Source organism: Stenotrophomonas sp., assembly GCF_059505245.1.
On record NZ_JCACKF010000020.1, the window covers coordinates 32,458 to 50,070 of the forward strand.

The following is a 17,613-nucleotide window of genomic DNA, read 5'->3' on the forward strand; positions in this document are numbered from 1 at the left end:
GGGGTCGGATCCGTTTTCCTGCGGAAAACGGATCCGACCCCACAACGAGTGCGCGCAGCGCGCGACCCGCTTTTGATTTTCTTTTTCTTTTCCGTGGCTGGACGCACACGGAAACTGTCAGAGGTCGGGCGGGGTGGGTTCGCGGGGGTGTCCGCGGCATGGATGCCGCGGCCAAGCGCGGCTTTTGCTTCTGGCTTCAGCGACCAACCCACAGCCACGAGGGGCTGCGCCGTTGGCTGGAAATTCAGTACCGCTTGATCCCCGGCACCGTGCAGCCCTCAATCTGCGCATGCGCCGACACCGCATTCTCCTTCTCGCCCCGCGCCAGGCGCGACTGCTCGATCGTCGCCCAATGCCGGCGGCACAGCGGCCCGGTCTTTGAGCCCAGATCCACCGCCTTGCGCGCGAACGTCTCCGCCTGCGCCCACTGGCCCTGCAGCAGCGCCAGTTCGGCACGTTCCTGCAGCACTGCCGGGTCACCCGCCACGATCTCCAGCGCGTGGTCCAGGCTGCTGGCCGCGCCGGCCAGGTCGTTCGCCTGGCGTTGTGCCAGTGCGGTTACCCGCAGATCTTCCACCTGCGAATCACGCAGCGGCTGTACCGACAATTCCTTGTCGTCCGGACCCGCTGCAGCATCCACCGCAGCCAGGCGCTGCGCCGGCGTGGTGGTATCGACCGGCTTGACCACAGGTGGTGCGCTGCTCACGCAGGCGGCCAGGGCCAGGCTGAGGCCGGTCAGGGCCAGGGGCTGCAGCAGGGATCGCATGTTCATCGGCATCATCGGCTCGGGGGAGGAGTGGCGGCGGCAGGTGCCGCGGCAGGTTCGGCAGGCGCTTCCGGCTTGCGGTCCAGGCCGAACCAGCTGCGCCAGCCACCGCCCTCGCCGTCGGCCTCGCCCTGCCCCTCCGGCGACGCGGCCGGCGCGCACGGCGCATAGGCAGGCGCATAGCCCACCACGAACGGGAAACGACGCGCGCCGGGGCAGCCTTCATCGGTGCTGTTGAGGCCGGTGGGGGCCACCGACTGCCAGTCCAGGCCCTTGTTGCTGACCCGCAGCGGCGCGCTCGGCAGGCGCTGGAAGATGCCCGACCAGACCCGCATCGCGCCGGTGGCGCCATACAGGCCGGCCTGCGCGTTCTGGTCGTTGCCGATCCAGATCACTGCCAGGTGATCACCGGTGTAGCCGGCATACCAGCTGTCACGGCCATCGTTGGTGGTGCCGGTCTTGCCGGCGGGCTGCAGGCGGCCGAGGCCATCGGCATTGAGCCGCTGCGCGGTACCGCTGGCGACCACCTGCTGCAGGCCGACACTGATCAGGTTGGCGGCAATCGAGTCGCCTTCCTGCGCCGGTGCCGGGGTCTTGTCGTACCGCTTGAGCAGCTTGCCCTGCGGATCGAGCACGCCACGCACCGCGTGCAGCGGCTGGATCTCGCCGCCGGACGCCAGGAACTGATACAGCTGCGCCATCGCGTACGGGCTCTGGTCGGTCGAGCCGAGGATCACCGCCGGGTTGGCGTCAGCCTTGATGCCGGCCAGGACATGGATCAGCTGGGTCACGCGCTCCGGGCCGACCTGCATGCCCACGCGCACCGTGGCCTGGTTGTAGGAATGCGCCAGTGCGTCGATCAGGCGCACCGTGCCGTGGCTGCGGTTGTCCGCGTTGCCGGGACTCCAGTTGCGGCCGCGGCCGAGCTGCACCGTCACCGGCGAATCATCCACCCAGCTGGCCAGCGAGTAACGGTCCGGCTGCGCCAGGGCCAGCAGGTAGACGAACGGCTTGAGCAGCGAACCGACCGGACGCTGCGCCTCGATCGCGCGGTTGAAGCCGACCTCGGACACTTCGCGGCTGCCGATCACCGCCAGCACGTCGCCGTTGTGCACGTCGGTCAGCACCATGCCGGCCTGCAGCTCGGGGCGGCGCTTGCTTTCCAGCGACTTGATGGTGCGGGTCACCGCGCCTTCGGCATAGGCCTGCGCGGACGGCGACATGCCGGTCATCACGCTCAGGCCCGCGCCCTGCAGCGCCGATTCCGGATAGTCATGGCCGAGCTGGCGGCGGACCAGGTCAACGTAGGCGGGGAAGCGGTTGGCTGCCACCAGGCCCGGCGTCTTGGGCACGCCCAGCGGTGCCTTCAGCGCGCGCTGGTACTCGGCATCGTCGATCAGCGTGGCCTCGTGCAGCTTGCCCAGCACGAAGTTGCGGCGATCCAGCGCGCGCTCCGGGTTGCGCCGCGGGTCGTAGAAGGACGGCCCCTTGACCAGGCCGATCAGCAGTGCGATCTGCTCGGTCTCCAGCGACTGCAGGTCACGGCCGAACCAGAACTCGGCGCCGGAGGACATGCCATGGATCGCCTGGCTGCCGCGCTGGCCCAGGTACACCTGGTTGAGATAGGCCTCGAAGATGGTGCGCTTGTCATAACGCGCTTCCATGATCAGTGCGTACAGCACCTCATTGAACTTGCGGGTGACCGTCTGCTCCTTGCCGATGCCGAGCAGGCCGCTGCGGGCCAGCTGCTGGGTCAGCGTCGAAGCGCCCTGGCGGCTCTGGCCACCGGAACGGATCGTCACCCACACCGCGCGCGCGATGCCGGACAGGTCGATGCCGTGGTGGCGGTTGAAGTCCTTGTCCTCCACCGCCTGCAGGCCAGTCACCAGCAGGTCCGGCGCCTCGTCCATGCGGATCAGGCGGCGCTCTTCCTGCTTCTGGCCGTACAGGGTGGCGATGCGCGCCGGATCCAGCCGCGCGGCCTTCAGCGCCTTGCGGTTGTCGGCGTCGCGCAGCGAGGCCACGCCGCCATCGGCCAGCGACAGCTCCACCCGGCGCGGGGCCACCCGGCCGTCAACGTCGTTGAAGCCGCGGCTGGAGATGACGAAGCGCCCGCCGTTCACCGCATAGGTGGCCGGCTCCTTGCCCTGCCCGTCATCGCGGTAGGCAGAGGCGGCCAGCTCGGTCTTCAGCGTAGACGCATCCATCGCCTTGCCGGGGGTGAGCACCAGCGGGCGCGCGTACACGCGCGTCGGGATCTGCCAGCGCAGTTCACCGAAACGCTGGGTCACCTGTTGGTTCAGGTACAGCGTATAGGGAATGAGGAAACCCAATCCCAACGCGACCGCAGCCATGCTCCAGGTGATCAGCCGGCGCCGCCACAGCGGACCGTTGTCCTGCTGGTCGTCGTCGGAATCGTCGATGTCGTCGGAATCGTAGCGTCGGGGCACGGGAATGCGAGAATGTAGGGTCTGGCGAGTCTACCCCAGCCGCTGCGGCTGGCGAATTCTCCCGGGTTCCCCTGCTTAAGCTGGAGTTGCAACCGGATGGCGATGTCCCTGGCCGAGATCCGATACCTGATCAACCGCCTGTCGGGCCTGGCCCGCCGGAGCCTGGCAAGCCTGCGCACCCGTGGCTGGCGTGCCACCTGGCAACGCATCCGCGTGCATGCCCAGCGCGCCGTCCCCGCCCCGCGCACGCCACTGTTCCTGCCGCCAGCGCAGGATTTCGCCCCCTTCACGGTGCCGTTCAGCGAGTCGCCGGAGGTGAGCATCGTCATCCCGGTCTACAACCACGTCGCCCACACCGTGGCCTGCCTGCGCGCCCTGGCGGCGCACCCGCCGGCCGCCGCGTGCGAGATCCTGGTAGTGGATGACGGCAGCAGCGATGCCACCGTGCAGTGGATGCCGCAGGTGGCCGGGCTGCGCTATGAAGTGCGTGCGCACAACGGCGGCTTCATTGAAGCCTGCAATGACGGTGTATCGCGCGCACGCGGCCGCTACGTGGTACTGCTGAACAACGATACGGTGCCGCAGCCGGGCTGGCTCGACGCCCTGCTGGACACCTTCGGCAGCGTGCCCGACGCCGGCCTGGTCGGCAGCCAGCTGCTGTACCCGGATGGCCGCCTGCAGGAGTCGGGCGGGGTGATCTTCGCCGATGGCAGTGGCTGGAGCTACGGCCGCTTCGAGGCCGCCGATGATCCGCGCTTTGCCAGCCTGCGCGACGTCGACTACTGCTCGGGCGCGGCGCTGATGCTGCCACGCGCCCTCTGGCAGCAGCTGGACGGCTTCGACACCCGCTACAAGCCGGCCTACTACGAGGACACCGACCTGGCCTTCCGCGTGCGTGCACACGGCCTGCGCGTGCTGGTGCAGCCGGCCAGCCGGGTGATCCACGACGAAGGCACCAGCAACGGTACCGACACCGGCAGCGGGGTGAAGGCCTACCAGGTACGCAACCAGGCCATCTTCGCCGCCCGCTGGGCCACCGAACTGGGCCGTCATCCGGCGGTCGGCGAAGTGCCGTCTCCGGCGCTGCTGCTGCGCGGCCGGCGCCAGGTGCTGATCCTGGACGAGGAAGTACCGCAACCGGATCGCGATTCCGGGTCACTGCGCCAGGTCAATCTGATCCGCCTGCTGCTGCAGGGCGGCGCCCACGTTGTGTTCGTACCGACCCGGCGCGAGCACGCCGGTGCGGCCACCGAAGCGCTGCAACGGATGGGCGTGGAAGTCTGGTACGCGCCCTTCCTGGACAGCGTAGCCGGCTGGCTGCGCAGCCACGGATCGCGTTTCGACGTGGCAATGCTGGTGCGTCACCACGTCGCCCACGAATGCCTGCCGCTGCTCAAGCGCTATGCACCGCAGGCACGGACCGTGTTCGACACCGTCGACCTGCACTACCTGCGCGAACGCCGCGGTGCCGAAGTGGCCGGCGACGCAACCCTGCTGCGTGCAGCGGAACGTACCCGCAGCAGCGAACTGGCCGTGATGGAGCAGTGCGACATCACCGTGCTGGTCAGTGCGGCCGAACGGGAGCAGCTGCAGTCCGATGCGCCGCAGGTACGGGTGGAGCTGATCTCCAACCTGCATGAGGTCGCCGGTGCCGGCGCCGTATTCGAGCAGCGGCGCGACCTGGTGTTTGTCGGCGGCTTCCGTCATCCGCCGAACCTGGACGGCATGGAATGGTTCATCGGCGAGGTCTTTGCCCGCATCCGCGCCCGGTTGCCGGAAGTGCGCCTGCACTGCATCGGCGCCGCGGCGCCGGAGTCGTTGCTGGCACTGGCCGCACGCCAGCCCGGTGTGCAGATGCACGGGTTCGTCGAAGACATCACGCCCTACATGGACGGCGCGCGCATCGCCATTGCGCCGCTGCGGTTCGGCGCCGGCGTGAAGGGCAAGATCAACCTGAGCATGGCCCATGGCCAGCCGGTGGTCGGTACCACCTGCGCCGTGGAAGGCATGCACCTGCATCCCGGCCAGGACGTGCTGGTGGCCGATGACGCTGTCGGTTTCGCCGATGCGGTGATCCGCCTGTACCAGGATCCACAGCTGTGGCAGCAGTTGTCCGATGCCGGCCTGGCCAACGTCGCCCAGCATTTCTCACTAGATGCCGCCCGCGCGACCGTGCAGCGGGTGTTCTTCGCCTAGTCCGCCCGTCCACCGGCGCGACGCAGGCGGTCTTCGAACGCCGGCAGTTCGGCCAGGTCCGGTTGCAGCAACCGCGCCTGTTCGGAAGCGTGCGCGGCAAAGGCCAGGTCGCCATTGCCGAGCCGTTCGCTGCCGATCGCCAGCCAGCGCTGGGCCAACCGCAGCCGCGCCGAGGGCAGGCCCGCTGCGGTCGGTGACAGCGTCTGCCAGGCCTGCAGGCAGGCACCCGCCGCCTGTACCCGGTTCTGCCGCAGATTGTCGTCGAAGCAGCGGCGACTGGCGGGCAGCAGGCGTGCTGCGGCAGCCTTGACCCGCGTGTCGCGGGGGGCCAGTGACTGGGCTTCGCGCAGTGCGTCGAACGCGCTGTGCCCCGGTGGGCTGATCCACTGCCCTGCACGTTCGGCACGCTCGATCTTGCGCAGGTGGTCGCGCAGCTGGCGTTCGCGCTGCGCCGTACTGGTCGCGGGCTGCTGCAGGGCCTGTTGCGCCTGGCGCGCACGCTGCAGGCGCTGTGCCAGTTGCTGCCGGATTGCCTGCGAAGCGCCCAGCTCCGCCGCCAGGGCTGCATCGCGTTGCGCCGCATCGAACTGGAAGTCGTCGGCGGATGTCTGGCTGCGCACGACCACCGCCTGCAGCGCCTGCTCACGCCCCCGCTGGGCATTGGGATCATCGGCCGCCACCGCAAGCACTGCCAGGAAACCCTGGGCTGCGGCGTCCAGCTGCTGTCGTTGCAGTGCCCGCTGCGCCTGCTGCAGGCGCTGGTCCACCGCGCGCGCCAGGGCTTCCTCGCTGGCCGGCAGATCGGCATGACCGGCATCGAACTGGCGGGCACGACGCAGGATCGCGGCCGCCTCGGCCAGCTCTCCGCGCCCTGCCAGCGTGCGTGCCTGCAGCAGCAGGTCGCTCAGCGCATCTTCGCGCCCTTCCAGCGCCGGCAGGTTGTCCGGCTGCAGGGCAAGGATGCGCTGGAACAAGGGCAACGCACTGCTGTCGCCATCATCCAGGCGTCCGGCCGCGAACGCGTTGCGCGCCTGGGCCAACAACGCACCAATACCGGCTCCGGCACTGCGTCGCGCCTGCAGCTGGCGGGCGACCGCATCGGCTTCGCCCTGCGGCACCTGCAGCTCACGGGCCAGTGCCAGTGCCTGCGCGCTGCCGTCCAGGTCACCGGCGTGCAGGCGATCGCGCGCCTGTTGCAGCGCTGCCGCGCCGGTATTGGCCAGGCCCTGGCGCGCCTGCGGGCGATCACCGTCCAGCGCCAGCACCGCCTGGTAGCGCTCGCGCGCACCACTGCCATCGGCATCGCTCAAACGACCGGCGGCCAGCGCACGATCCCCCTCGGCCAGCAGCTGTTCGATCTGCGGCTCATCCCAGAACCAGTCGGCCAGCGGCTTGCGCAGCAGGACCAGCAGCACGAACACGGCCAGCGCCGCAAGCAGCGCCCAGCGCCAGACCCGGCGCGCATGGCGTGCCTGCAGCCACCACCAGCGGCCCTCGCGACGGACGCGGTCCAGCGCAGGATGTTCAGCGCCATGCGGGCGATGCGGGGGCTCGCGTTCCATGCGTGCAGGGTAGCCGGGGCAGCGTGAAGCTCAGCCGAGGCGACGCGCCTCGCTCACGCCCGGCAGCGCATCAAGCTTGCCCAGCAGCGTCGACAACTGCCCGTAGTCGCTGACCTTCAGCCGAAGCCGCAGATGAGCACGGCCACTGTTGCGCACGTTGTCACTGTGGATGTCGAGCACGTAAGCGTCTTCCTGGGCGATCAGGTTGGTGATGTCCTTCAGCAACCAGCGGCGGTCGACCGCGTCGACCACCACGTCCACTTCGTAGCCGCCACCGGCCTGGCCCCACTCCACCGGCAGGATGCGCTGCGGGCTGGCGGCGGCCAGCCGGGCCAGCGCGGCACAGTCTGCACGATGCACAGTGACACCACGGCTACGGGTCAGGTAGCCGACGATCGGCTCGCCGGCCACCGGCTGGCAGCAGCGTGCCAGCTGCACCAGCAGGTTGCCCACGCCCTGCACGGTGAACTTGGACTTGCCCAGGTTCTCGCGGCGCGCGGTCGGCCGCGGCAGGGTCGGCGCGGGCGCGGGCTGGCTGGCGGCACGTTCCGCCTCCAGCAACGTCCGGCTGACCTGGTTCGGGCCGGTATCGCCCAGCGCCACCTGGATGTACAGGTCATCGACGCTGTCGGCATGGAACTTCTTGGCCGCGACGGCCAGGTCCGAGTGCTGCAGGCCCAGCCGCTTCAGCTCGCGCTCGAGCAGCTCGCGACCGGCCTGCACGTTGCGCGCGCGGTCCAGCTTGTGGAACCAGCTGCGCACCTTCTCGCGCGAGCGGTTGCTGGCCAGGAAGCCATTGGCCGGCATCAGCCAGTCGCGGCGCGGGTCGGCCTCCTTGCCGGTCAGGATTTCGACGCGGTCGCCGCTGCGCAGGCGATAGGTCAGCGGCACGATACGGCCGTTGACCTTGGCGCCGCGGCAGCGATGCCCGACCATGGTGTGCACCTGGTAGGCGAAATCGAGCGGCGTAGCGCCCTGCGGCAGGTCCAGCACCTCGTCCTTCGGGCTCAGCGCATAGACCCGGTCCTCGGTCAGCTCGGCATCGAGCGCCCCGGCCAGTTCATTGCCCTGCCCGTCCTGCGCCTGCTCCAGCAGCTGGCGCATCCAGGTGATCTTGCGATCGAAGGACTTCTCCGCGCCCTTGCCGCCTTCCTTGTACTTCCAGTGCGCGGCCACGCCCAGCTCTGCCTGCGAGTGCATTTCATGGGTACGGATCTGCACTTCGATGGTGCGCCCTTCCGGGCCGACCACGGCGGTATGCAGCGAGCGATAGTCGTTGGCCTTCGGGCGTGCGATGTAATCATCGAACTCGCTTGGTACCGGCGCCCACAGCGCGTGCACCACGCCCAGCGCGGCGTAGCAGGCGGCGACGTCGTCGACCATCACGCGCACCGCACGGATGTCATACAGCTGGTCGAAGGCCAGCCGCTTCTTCTGCATCTTCCGCCAGATGCTGTAGATGTGCTTCGGGCGGCCGCTGACTTCGGCCTTGATGCCCTGGGCGACCAGCTCGCGCGACAGCACCTTCTTGACGTTCTCGACGTAACGCTCGCGGGCGATGCGGGTTTCGTCCACCTCGCGGGCGATGCGGCGGTAGGTTTCCGGTTCCAGGTGGCGGAACGCCAGGTCCTCCAGCTCCCACTTCAGCTGCCAGATGCCCAGGCGGTTGGCCAGGGGCGCGTGGATGTCCCGGGTCAGCTGGGCCAGCGCGCGGCGTTGCTCGTCGTCCAGCTTGTCGGCCGCGCGCATCCTCGCGAGCTGGCGCGCCAGCAGGATCGGCACCACGCGCAGGTCGCGGATGATCGCCAGCAGCAGCCGGCGCAGGCCCTCGCTGTTGCGTCCGGCCTCACGGCCGGCGTGCAGCGCCCACACCGGGTCGGCCGCATCCTGGCCGTCGAGCAGGCCGATCACCGCCGCCTGGTGGCTGCCCAGCGGCAGCTGGTCCAGGCTGGCACGCAGGCCCGGCAGGTCAAACAGCAATGCTGCCACCACCGCGCCTTCGTCGGCCGAGAGCATCGCCAGCGCATCGAGGGTATCGCCCAGCACCGACCATGTGGCACGCATCTGGTGGTCGCAATCCGGCGCTTCCCAATGCTCGCGCAGGGCCTGGCGCAGCGGAGCAGGCAGCACCGCTGCCGAGGGACGGTTCAACAAGGCATCCAGGCCAGGGACGGAAGCGCGGTTCACAGCATCGAGCAGGCAAGACAGAGGCCCCTACACTAGCGCCGGCGCCGTTCAGGGACAATCACTGCGGCCACCATCACCCGGCATGAAGACATGCCGCTACACTCGCCAACACATCCAGGAGAGACCCGCCATGCCTTCGATTGCCCTGCGCGTCCGTCCACGGCTGCTGGCCTGTGCCGCCGTGTTGCTGTCCCTGTCCGCGCCTGCGCTGGCCCAGCGCGTGGTGGAGGGCGACCTGCAGCAGCAGATGTCGCCCACCGAGTTCAAGGCCGCCGGCCTGGACAAGCTCAGCGCCGCTGAACTGGCCACGCTCAACCGCTGGCTGCAGGGCAAGGTCGAGGCGGCCACCACCCAGGCCGTCGCCGCAGCGCGCGAAGAAGGCCGCCAGGAAGTGATCAAGAAGAACCGCGGCTTTCTGGACTTCGGCAGCAGCGAACCGATCGAAAGCACCCTGCAGGGCGAATTCCGTGGCTTCGGCCAGGGCCGCCGCTACGTGCTGCAGAACGGCCAGGAGTGGGAGCAGATAGACGCCACGCACTATTCCGGTGGCCGCAAGGAAGCGCCGAACGTCAGCATGCGCCCGGGCGTGATGGGCGCCTGGTACATGAAGGTGGACGGGGTGAACGTGCAACCGAAGGTTCGTCGCACCAAGTAACGCCCGGGCATTCCGGCCGTGCCGGATCCATGCCCGGCGGCCATGGTCGCCCGATGGGGCGACCATGGCGCGCGTTCACGCCTGGCGAAGTGCAGCCACCCGCTGCGCCAGCTTCTTCGCCGAAATGCCGGTGCGCGCCCCCAGCTCCTGCGCGAACAACGACACCCGCAGCTCTTCCAGATCCCAACGCAGCGCCTGCCATTGCGGGCGATCACGCAGGCCCTGCTGCTCGCCCGCTTCCAGCGCCTCCAGGAACGGGTGCAATTCCAGCATGCGCGCCTGGTCACGCGGCGGATCACGCTTGGCACGCTCGGTGCGCAGGATCATCGCCTTCAGGTAGCGCGGGTACTGCGCCAGCGCGTCGGCCGGCGTGTCGCGCAGGAAGCCGGGGTGGATCAGCCCGGCCAGCTGCGCTTCCATGTCGTCCAGGTTGCCACGCGCCCAGCCCATCAACGGCGCCTCCAGCAACGGCTTCAGTTCCGCCACCAGCGCCAGGATGGACTCGGCCAGTTTCAGCCGCGACATCGCCTCGCCGAACAGGGCCTTGGCCGAATGCTCGCGGCGTTGCTCGAAGGCTGCCGCATCGCGGATGTCTTCCAGGCCTTCGGCCAGCACCGCGTTCATCGCCGCATCCACCAGGTCTCCACGCAGGCGTTCCTGCGATTCGATCGCGGCATACAGCAGGCCGGTCTTGGCACCCACCGGCAGCTGCTTGCGCGCCTGCTTGACCTTCTCGGCCAGGGCAATCTCCAGCAGCCGGCGCACACCCAGCGGGTGGGCCTCCTGCGCCTGCTGGCGATCGGCGAAGATGCGCAGCGCCACGCTGTCGCCCTCGTCCAGCAGCGCCGGATAGGCCGGAACGCCGGCTTCACCGGGCACCTGCAGCGGAATCGGCGCGGCCGGGAACGTGCGCAGGCCATCGGCCGCCATCTCGCGCCCCGCGCGTGCAGCGAAGGCATCGCCGGCACGGCCGCCGAATTTCGCGCGCAACGCATCGAGATCACGCGAGGTCGCCAGCACCTTGCCGTGCTCGTCGCGCAGGCGCAGGTTCATGTGCAGGTGCGGTTCGATCGAAGCGGGTTCGAAATCGAGCGCCGTCACCGTCGCGCCGGTGGCACGTGACAAAAAGCGCGCCAGTTCGCCAGTGATGGCATCGGCGCTGGGCTGCGGGAATGCCTCGAAGAACGCACGACCGAAGTCCGGCGCCGGCACGTAGTTGCGGCGCATCGCCTTGGGCAGGCTGCGGATGAGTGCCGAGGCCTTGTCGGCGACGAAGCCAGGCGCCAGCCAGCCCAGCTGCACCGGGTCCAGCGCGTTGAGCAGGTGCAGCGGCACGTCCAGGGTCACGCCGTCATCATCGGCACCCGGCTCGAAGCGGTAGTGCAGTGGCAGGCGCGCCTGGCCCAGCGGCAGGTACTTCGGGTAGCGCTCCTGTTCGCTGCCCTCACCCGGCAACAGGTCGACCAGTGACCAGTGCAGGGTCTTGCGCTGTTCCGGCGCCAGCCCCTTCCACCAGGCATCCAGCCCTGCCGCCGAATGGATCTGCGGCGGCACCCGGTCCAGGTACCAGCGCGCCTGCCAGTCCTCGTCGGCCACGATGCCGGCGCGGCGCAGCTTCGCTTCCTCCTCGCGGGCGACCTCCAGCACTTTCTGGTTGTCGGCCACGAAGCTGGCGCGGGTGTTGATCTCGCCGGTCACCAGCGCCTGGCGCACGAAGATGTCGTGCGCCTCGCCCGGTGCGATGCGGCCGTAGTGCACCGGCTTCTTCGGTGCCAGCACCAGGCCGAACAGGCTGATCTGCTCGGAGGCCAGCACCTGGCCCTGCGCGCGCGACCAGTGCGGGTCGAAGTGCTTGCGCAGCAGCAGGTGCGGCAGTTCGGCGATGACCCAGTCCGGCTCGATCGCGGCCAGGGTCATGCCCCAGACCTTCTGCGTGTCCAGCAGGTTGGCCACCAGCAACCACGGCGGCGGGCGCTTGGACAGCGCCGAACCGGGGAACGGCAGGAAACGGCGCTGGCGTGGCGCCTGGAAATCGCCCTTCTCGGTGCGGTGCCCGATCTGCGTCGGCAGGCCCGCCACCAACGCCCGGTGCAGGGTCTGGTAGGCAGCCGCGCGCACGCGTTCGCTGAAGCCGCCGCCCGCCGGTGCCTGCTCCTTCTGTGCACGTACGGCCACCGGCGTCGGCGCCGCTTCGGCCTTGCCTTCGCGGGCCAGGCGTGCAGCGCGGTGCAACTGGCCACGGGTGGCCTTCACTGCGGCGGCATCATCACGCGCTGCCGCCGGCGCACTGCTGCCGGCCAGCAACGGCGCCATCGACGCCTCGTTGGCCTCTTCCTTCCAGCCCAGTTCCTCGCACAGCAGCCGCAGCTGGCGGTGCAGCTCGCGCCACTCGCGCATGCGCAGGAAGCCGAGGAAATGACGGCCGCACCAGTCGCGCAGCTTGGACTGGGTCAGGTCTTCATGGGCCTGCCGGTAGGCATCCCACAGGCGCAGCACGCCAACGAACTCGGAACGACCATCGGCGAACTGCGCATGCGCGCTGTCGGCGGCACCGCGTGCTTCGGGCGGACGTTCGCGCGGGTCCTGGATGCCCAGGAACGAGGCGATCACCAGCATCGGCCGCAGGCAGCCGGCGGCCTGCGCGGCGACCAGCATGCGCGCCAGCTTCACGTCCACCGGCAGGCGTGCCATCTGCTTGCCGATGGTGGTCATGCGCCGCTCGGCGTCGATCGCACCCAGTTCGGTCAGCTGCTGCCAGCCATCGGCCACCGCACGCTCGTCCGGCGCTTCCAGGAACGGAAACTCCTCGATGCGGCCCAGGCCCAGCTGCAGCATGCGCAGGATCACCCCGGCCAGGCTGGAGCGGCGGATCTCCGGATCGGTGAACTCCGGCCGCGCCTGGAAATCGGCTTCGGCGTACAGGCGGTAACAGATGCCCTCGGCGATACGGCCGCAGCGGCCCTTGCGCTGGTTGGCGCTGGCCTGCGAGATCGGCTCGATGTGCAGGCGGTCCAGCTTGTTGCGCGGACTGTAGCGCTTGACGCGGGCAAAGCCCGGATCGACCACGTAGCGGATGCGCGGCACCGTCAGCGAGGTCTCCGCGACGTTGGTGGCCAGCACGATGCGCCGGTTCGGCCCGGGATTGAACACCCGGTCCTGGTCCTGGTTGGACAGCCGCGCATAGAGCGGCAGCACCTCGGTGTTGCGGTACTTGCGGCGCTCCAGCGACTGGTGCGCATCGCGGATCTCGCGTTCGCCCGGCAGGAAGATCAGCACGTCGCCGCGCGCATCCAGGCGGGTGATCTCGTCGATGGCCGACACGATGGCGTCGTTGACGGTGCGTTCGCCCTGGTCTTCGCCCTCGCCTTCCAGCGCGCGATAGCGCACTTCCACCGGGTAGGTGCGGCCTTCGACGCTGATCACCGGCGCATTGTCGAAATGCTGGGCGAAGCGTTCGGTATCGATGGTGGCCGAGGTGACGATCAGTTTCAGGTCCGGGCGCTTGCGCAGCAGCTGCTTCAGGTAGCCCAGCAGGAAATCGATGTTGAGGCTGCGTTCGTGCGCCTCGTCGACGATGATCGTGTCGTAGTTCGACAACCAGCGGTCACTGGCGATCTCCGCCAGCAGGATGCCGTCGGTCATGAACTTGATGCGGCTGTCGTCGCTGACCTTGTCGTTGAAGCGCACCTGGTAGCCGACCAACTGGCCCAGTTCGCTCTGCAGTTCCTGCGCCACGCGGCTTGCCACCGCACGTGCGGCAATCCGTCGCGGCTGGGTGCAGCCGATCATGCCGGCCTGGCCACGGCCTGCGGCCAGGCACAGTTTCGGCAGCTGGGTGGTCTTGCCCGAGCCGGTTTCACCGGCGATCACCACCACCTGGTGGTCGCGGATCAGCCCGATGATGGCGTCGGCTTCACGCGCAATCGGCAGCTGCGGGTCCAGAGTAATGGACGGCTGCTGCTGCGCCCGGACCTGCCGGCGCTGCACCGACGCCTGCAAGGCCTGCTCGAAGGTAGCGGCCAACGCCGCATCCTGTGGCTTGGCCTGGCAACGCGAGAGCATCCCCAGCAAACGGCCCCGGTCGCGGCTCATGGCGCCGTCGATGGCGGCGCGCTGTTGGCGCAGGCGGGACGATGGATTTTTATCGATAGAGTTCATCAATCGGTTCGTTCAAAACTTTGATAGCGACCAGTCATCACGACCGGTTTATTGTGAAGGCCAACGATTCCACAAGGAGGAACCCCATGGCGAAGACCAAGAGCACGACCAAGGCCAAGACCGGCAAGCAGAAGCTTGCAGCGGCGGCACCGTCGGCGCCGAACATCGATATCGGGATCACCCAGGGCGACCGCAAGAAGATCGCCGACGGTCTGTCGCGCTTCCAGGCCGATGCGTTCACGCTCTACCTGAAGACGCACAACTTCCACTGGAACGTGACCGGGTCGATGTTCAACTCGCTGCACACCATGTTCGAGACGCAGTACACCGAGCAGTGGGCGGCACTGGACGACGTGGCCGAGCGCATCCGCGCGCTGGGCTTCAATGCCCCGGGCTCCTACCGGGAATTCGCTGCGCTGACCTCGATCGCCGAGGAACCGGGCCTGACCGACAGCGCGGACTGGCGTGAAATGGTACGCCAGTTGGTGGTCGCCAACGAAGCAGTCTGCCGTACGGCACGTGAAGTGCTGGAGGTGGCGGCCAAGGGAGACGACGCCCCGACCGAGGATCTGATGACCCAGCGGCTGCAGACCCACGAGAAGTACGCCTGGATGCTGCGCTCGCTGCTGCAGTAAGAGTTGGGGGGCCCGGCAGGGCTGCGCCCTGCACCCGCAGAGGCCTTAAAGCCAAGGCCAGAGCCAGAGCAAAAGCTGGCCTCCTGTGGGTAGGCGGGGTGGGTCCGGTAGCAGGGGACGCCGTGAACCCGTCCTTGGGGGCTTGGCCGCGGCATCCATGCCGCGGACACCCCTGGCACCGGACCCACCCCGCCTTCGGCAGTTTTCCGCGATCTGCCGGCAAAGCCATTGGGGTCAGATCCGTTTTCCCCAGGAAAACGGATCTGACCCATTTTGTTTGTCGAGTTCTGACAGTTTTCATCCACGCATGGCGTGGATTGATCTGGCCCCCCGTCACCGGGAAACTGTCGGGGGTGGGGCGGTGTGGGCTTGCAGGACCGTTGGCGCCATGGATGGCGCCATCGAGCCCCCAAGGACGGGTTTACGGCGTGTCCTGCAAGCCCACACCGCCCCGCCCAATAAGCAGACAGCCCAGAGCCGGCTGTTGCCTTTGACGTTGCACTGGCTTGCAGCAGGTGCAGGGCGCAGCCCTGCCGAACCCCTACCCCTCCCTCCGGGGTAAACTAACCGGATGGCTTCCCGTCCCGCGCACGACCTGCTCCAACGCGTCTTTGGTTACGACGATTTCCGTGGTCCGCAGCAGGACATCGTGGAGCATGTGGCTGCCGGTCACGATGCCCTGGTGCTGATGCCCACCGGCGGCGGCAAATCGCTGTGCTACCAGGTCCCGGCCCTGCTGCGTGACGGTTGCGGCATCGTCATCTCGCCGCTGATCGCGCTGATGCAGGACCAGGTCGAAGCCCTGCGCCAGCTCGGCGTGCGCGCCGAGTACCTGAATTCCACCCTGGATGCCGAGACTGCCGGCCGCGTCGAGCGCGAACTGCTCGCCGGTGAGCTGGACATGCTCTATGTCGCTCCCGAGCGGCTGCTGACCGGTCGCTTCCTGTCGCTGCTGTCGCGCAGCCAGATCGCCCTGTTCGCCATCGACGAAGCACACTGCGTGTCGCAGTGGGGCCACGACTTCCGCCCGGAATACCGCCAGCTGACCGTGCTGCACGAGCGCTGGCCGCAGATCCCGAGGATCGCGCTGACCGCCACCGCCGATCCGCCAACCCAGCGCGAGATCGCCGAGCGCCTGGATCTGCAGGAAGCACGCCACTTCGTCAGCTCCTTCGACCGCCCCAACATCCGCTACACCGTGGTGCAGAAGGACAACGCCCGCAAGCAGCTGACCGACTTCCTGCGCAGCCACCGTGGCGAGGCCGGCATCGTCTACTGCATGTCGCGGCGCAAGGTCGAGGAGACCGCTGAATTCCTCTGCGGCCAGGGCTTCAACGCCCTGCCCTACCACGCCGGCCTGCCGCCGGACGTGCGCGCGAACAACCAGCGCCGCTTCCTGCGCGAGGACGGCATCGTGATGTGCGCCACCATCGCCTTCGGCATGGGCATCGACAAGCCGGACGTGCGCTTTGTCGCGCATACCGACCTGCCCAAGTCGATGGAAGGCTACTACCAGGAAACCGGCCGCGCCGGTCGCGATGGCGAGGCCGCCGAGGCCTGGCTGTGCTACGGCCTGGGCGACGTGGTGCTGCTCAAGCAGATGATCGAGCAGTCCGAGGCCGGCGAAGAGCGCAAGCAGCTGGAGCGGGCCAAGCTCGACCATCTGCTGGGCTACTGCGAATCCATGCAGTGCCGCCGCCAGGTGCTGCTGGCCGGTTTCGGCGAGACCTACCCCCAGCCCTGCGGCAACTGCGACAACTGCCTGACACCGCCGGCCTCGTGGGACGCGACCATTCCGGCACAGAAGGCGCTGAGCTGCGTCTACCGCAGCGGCCAGCGCTTCGGCGTCGGCCACCTGATCGACATCCTGCGTGGCAGCGAGAACGAGAAGGTGAAGCAGCAGGGCCACGACAAGCTCAGCACCTATGCGATCGGTCGCGATCTGGATGCGCGCACCTGGCGCAGCGTGTTCCGCCAACTGGTCGCCGCCAGCCTGCTGGAAGTGGACAGCGAGGGCCACGGCGGCCTGCGCCTGACCGACGCCAGCCGCGACGTACTGACCGGCCGCCGCCAGATCAGCATGCGCCGCGACCCGGCCAGCAGCACCAGCGGGCGCGAGCGCAGTGCGCAGCGTACCGGGCTGTCGGTACTGCCGCAGGATCTGGCGCTGTTCAACGCCCTGCGCGGCCTGCGTGCCGAACTGGCCCGCGAACAGAACGTGCCGGCGTTCGTGATCTTCCACGACAGCACCCTGCGCAACATCGCCGAACAGCGCCCGACCAGCCTGGATGCACTGGCACGGGTCGGCGGCATCGGCGGCACCAAGCTGAGCCGTTACGGCCCGCGCCTGGTCGAGATCGTGCGCGAAGAGGGCTGACGGTATCGCGTTGCCGCGCTGCGCGGCCGCCGGGCATGGTCCCAACGGCGCGCGGGCGCCCCGGTAGAGCCGAGCCCACGCTCGGCTGCCCCTGCGCGAACAGCAGCCGAGCGCGGCCCCGGCTCCACCTTGGTGCAGCTCCAACCTTGAACCGGCCATTCAGCCGGAAGTGCATCCGCGCCCGCTTGCGGCTAGATTAGCGCCATGTCCCTGGCCTCGACCCTGCTTCGTGTCGTGCTCATGCTCAGCCTGTTGCTCAACGGGCTGAACGCGGCCATGGCCAGCGGTCATGAAGAAATGGGGCGGATGGCACACGCCGTCGCGGCCGCCGCAGCTGGCGGTGACGCCGACTGCCACCACCACGCCGGCATGCAGGCCGACCCGGCCCCGCAGGCCAAGGCCTCCGCCCACGACGCCCACTGCCAGATCAAGGACTGCGTGCGCAGCTGTGCCCAGCACCCGTTGCTGGTGGTGCAGCCGTTGCCGTTCATGGCCGGCCCGGCGCTGTCGCTGGCCCCGCAGCCGATGCCGGCCACCGGCCGTCCGGCGCCGCCGCTGCCGCCGATCTCACGCCCTCCCATCGGCTGATTCCACATGCACCGTGCGCCCTGCGCACCGTAGCCGGCC

10 protein-coding genes are annotated in these 17,613 nt (G+C 68.8%); 5 read left to right on the forward strand and 5 right to left on the reverse strand.

Annotated features, from left to right (window positions below):
- Positions 1-244: 244 nt before the first annotated feature.
- Together AC5JLE_RS08750 and mrcB are read right to left on the reverse strand one after the other, a co-directional pair.
- Entirely contained in the window at positions 245-781 is a 537-nt protein-coding gene (locus tag AC5JLE_RS08750) for a hypothetical protein (protein ID WP_014648099.1), read from the reverse strand.
- Positions 778-3,216, reverse strand: coding sequence for a penicillin-binding protein 1B (gene mrcB, locus AC5JLE_RS08755; protein WP_032958979.1), 2,439 nt, complete (start codon positions 3,214-3,216; stop codon positions 778-780). The genes AC5JLE_RS08750 and mrcB overlap by 4 nt, the downstream gene beginning before the upstream one ends.
- Positions 3,217-3,312: 96 nt before the next feature.
- Between mrcB and AC5JLE_RS08760 the strand changes: the two genes are divergently transcribed.
- On the forward strand, positions 3,313-5,412 hold the full coding sequence (locus AC5JLE_RS08760) for a glycosyltransferase (protein ID WP_075075735.1): 2,100 nt from the start codon (positions 3,313-3,315) through the stop codon (positions 5,410-5,412).
- Here AC5JLE_RS08760 and AC5JLE_RS08765 read toward each other — a convergent pair.
- A complete protein-coding gene (locus AC5JLE_RS08765) occupies positions 5,409-6,974 on the reverse strand; it encodes a hypothetical protein (protein ID WP_496065221.1) in 1,566 nt (521 codons plus the stop codon). The two genes, AC5JLE_RS08760 and AC5JLE_RS08765, sit on opposite strands and share 4 nt — an antisense overlap.
- A gap of 30 nt (positions 6,975-7,004) precedes the next feature.
- On the reverse strand, positions 7,005-9,161 hold the full coding sequence (locus AC5JLE_RS08770) for a RelA/SpoT family protein (RefSeq protein WP_032958977.1): 2,157 nt from the start codon (positions 9,159-9,161) through the stop codon (positions 7,005-7,007).
- Positions 9,162-9,291: 130 nt separating this feature from the next.
- Between AC5JLE_RS08770 and AC5JLE_RS08775 the strand changes: the two genes are divergently transcribed.
- Complete coding sequence (locus tag AC5JLE_RS08775; RefSeq protein ID WP_014648104.1) at positions 9,292-9,816, forward strand: hypothetical protein; 525 nt, start codon at positions 9,292-9,294, stop codon at positions 9,814-9,816.
- A 75-nt stretch (positions 9,817-9,891) separates the two neighbouring features.
- Here the strand turns inward: AC5JLE_RS08775 and hrpA are convergent, their stop codons facing one another.
- A complete protein-coding gene (gene hrpA / locus AC5JLE_RS08780; protein ID WP_496065222.1) occupies positions 9,892-13,974 on the reverse strand; it encodes an ATP-dependent RNA helicase HrpA in 4,083 nt (1,360 codons plus the stop codon).
- Between the two features lie 86 nt (positions 13,975-14,060).
- Between hrpA and AC5JLE_RS08785 the strand changes: the two genes are divergently transcribed.
- The 3 genes from AC5JLE_RS08785 (at position 14,061) to AC5JLE_RS08795 (ending at position 17,574) form a co-directional block, all read left to right on the forward strand.
- Complete coding sequence (locus AC5JLE_RS08785) at positions 14,061-14,609, forward strand: Dps family protein (protein WP_005410730.1); 549 nt, start codon at positions 14,061-14,063, stop codon at positions 14,607-14,609.
- Positions 14,610-15,180: 571 nt separating this feature from the next.
- Positions 15,181-16,986, forward strand: a complete 1,806-nt coding sequence (gene recQ / locus AC5JLE_RS08790) for a DNA helicase RecQ (RefSeq protein ID WP_032958973.1) — start codon at positions 15,181-15,183, stop codon at positions 16,984-16,986.
- 204 nt (positions 16,987-17,190) lie between these two features.
- Positions 17,191-17,574, forward strand: coding sequence for a CopL family metal-binding regulatory protein (locus tag AC5JLE_RS08795; protein ID WP_049406146.1), 384 nt, complete (start codon positions 17,191-17,193; stop codon positions 17,572-17,574).
- The last annotated feature ends 39 nt before the right edge of the window (positions 17,575-17,613 follow it).

What these genes read in the sequence shown, in the direction of transcription:
- AC5JLE_RS08750 (WP_014648099.1), bottom strand. Translation starts at nt 781, where the DNA reads ATGATGCCGATGAACATGCGATCCCTGCTGCAGCCCCTGGCCCTGACC.
- AC5JLE_RS08760 (WP_075075735.1), top strand. Translation starts at nt 3,313, where the DNA reads ATGGCGATGTCCCTGGCCGAGATCCGATACCTGATCAACCGCCTGTCG.
- AC5JLE_RS08765 (WP_496065221.1), bottom strand. Translation starts at nt 6,974, where the DNA reads ATGGAACGCGAGCCCCCGCATCGCCCGCATGGCGCTGAACATCCTGCG.
- AC5JLE_RS08775 (WP_014648104.1), top strand. Translation starts at nt 9,292, where the DNA reads ATGCCTTCGATTGCCCTGCGCGTCCGTCCACGGCTGCTGGCCTGTGCC.
- hrpA (WP_496065222.1), bottom strand. Translation starts at nt 13,974, where the DNA reads ATGAACTCTATCGATAAAAATCCATCGTCCCGCCTGCGCCAACAGCGC.
- AC5JLE_RS08785 (WP_005410730.1), top strand. Translation starts at nt 14,061, where the DNA reads ATGGCGAAGACCAAGAGCACGACCAAGGCCAAGACCGGCAAGCAGAAG.
- recQ (WP_032958973.1), top strand. Translation starts at nt 15,181, where the DNA reads ATGGCTTCCCGTCCCGCGCACGACCTGCTCCAACGCGTCTTTGGTTAC.
- AC5JLE_RS08795 (WP_049406146.1), top strand. Translation starts at nt 17,191, where the DNA reads ATGTCCCTGGCCTCGACCCTGCTTCGTGTCGTGCTCATGCTCAGCCTG.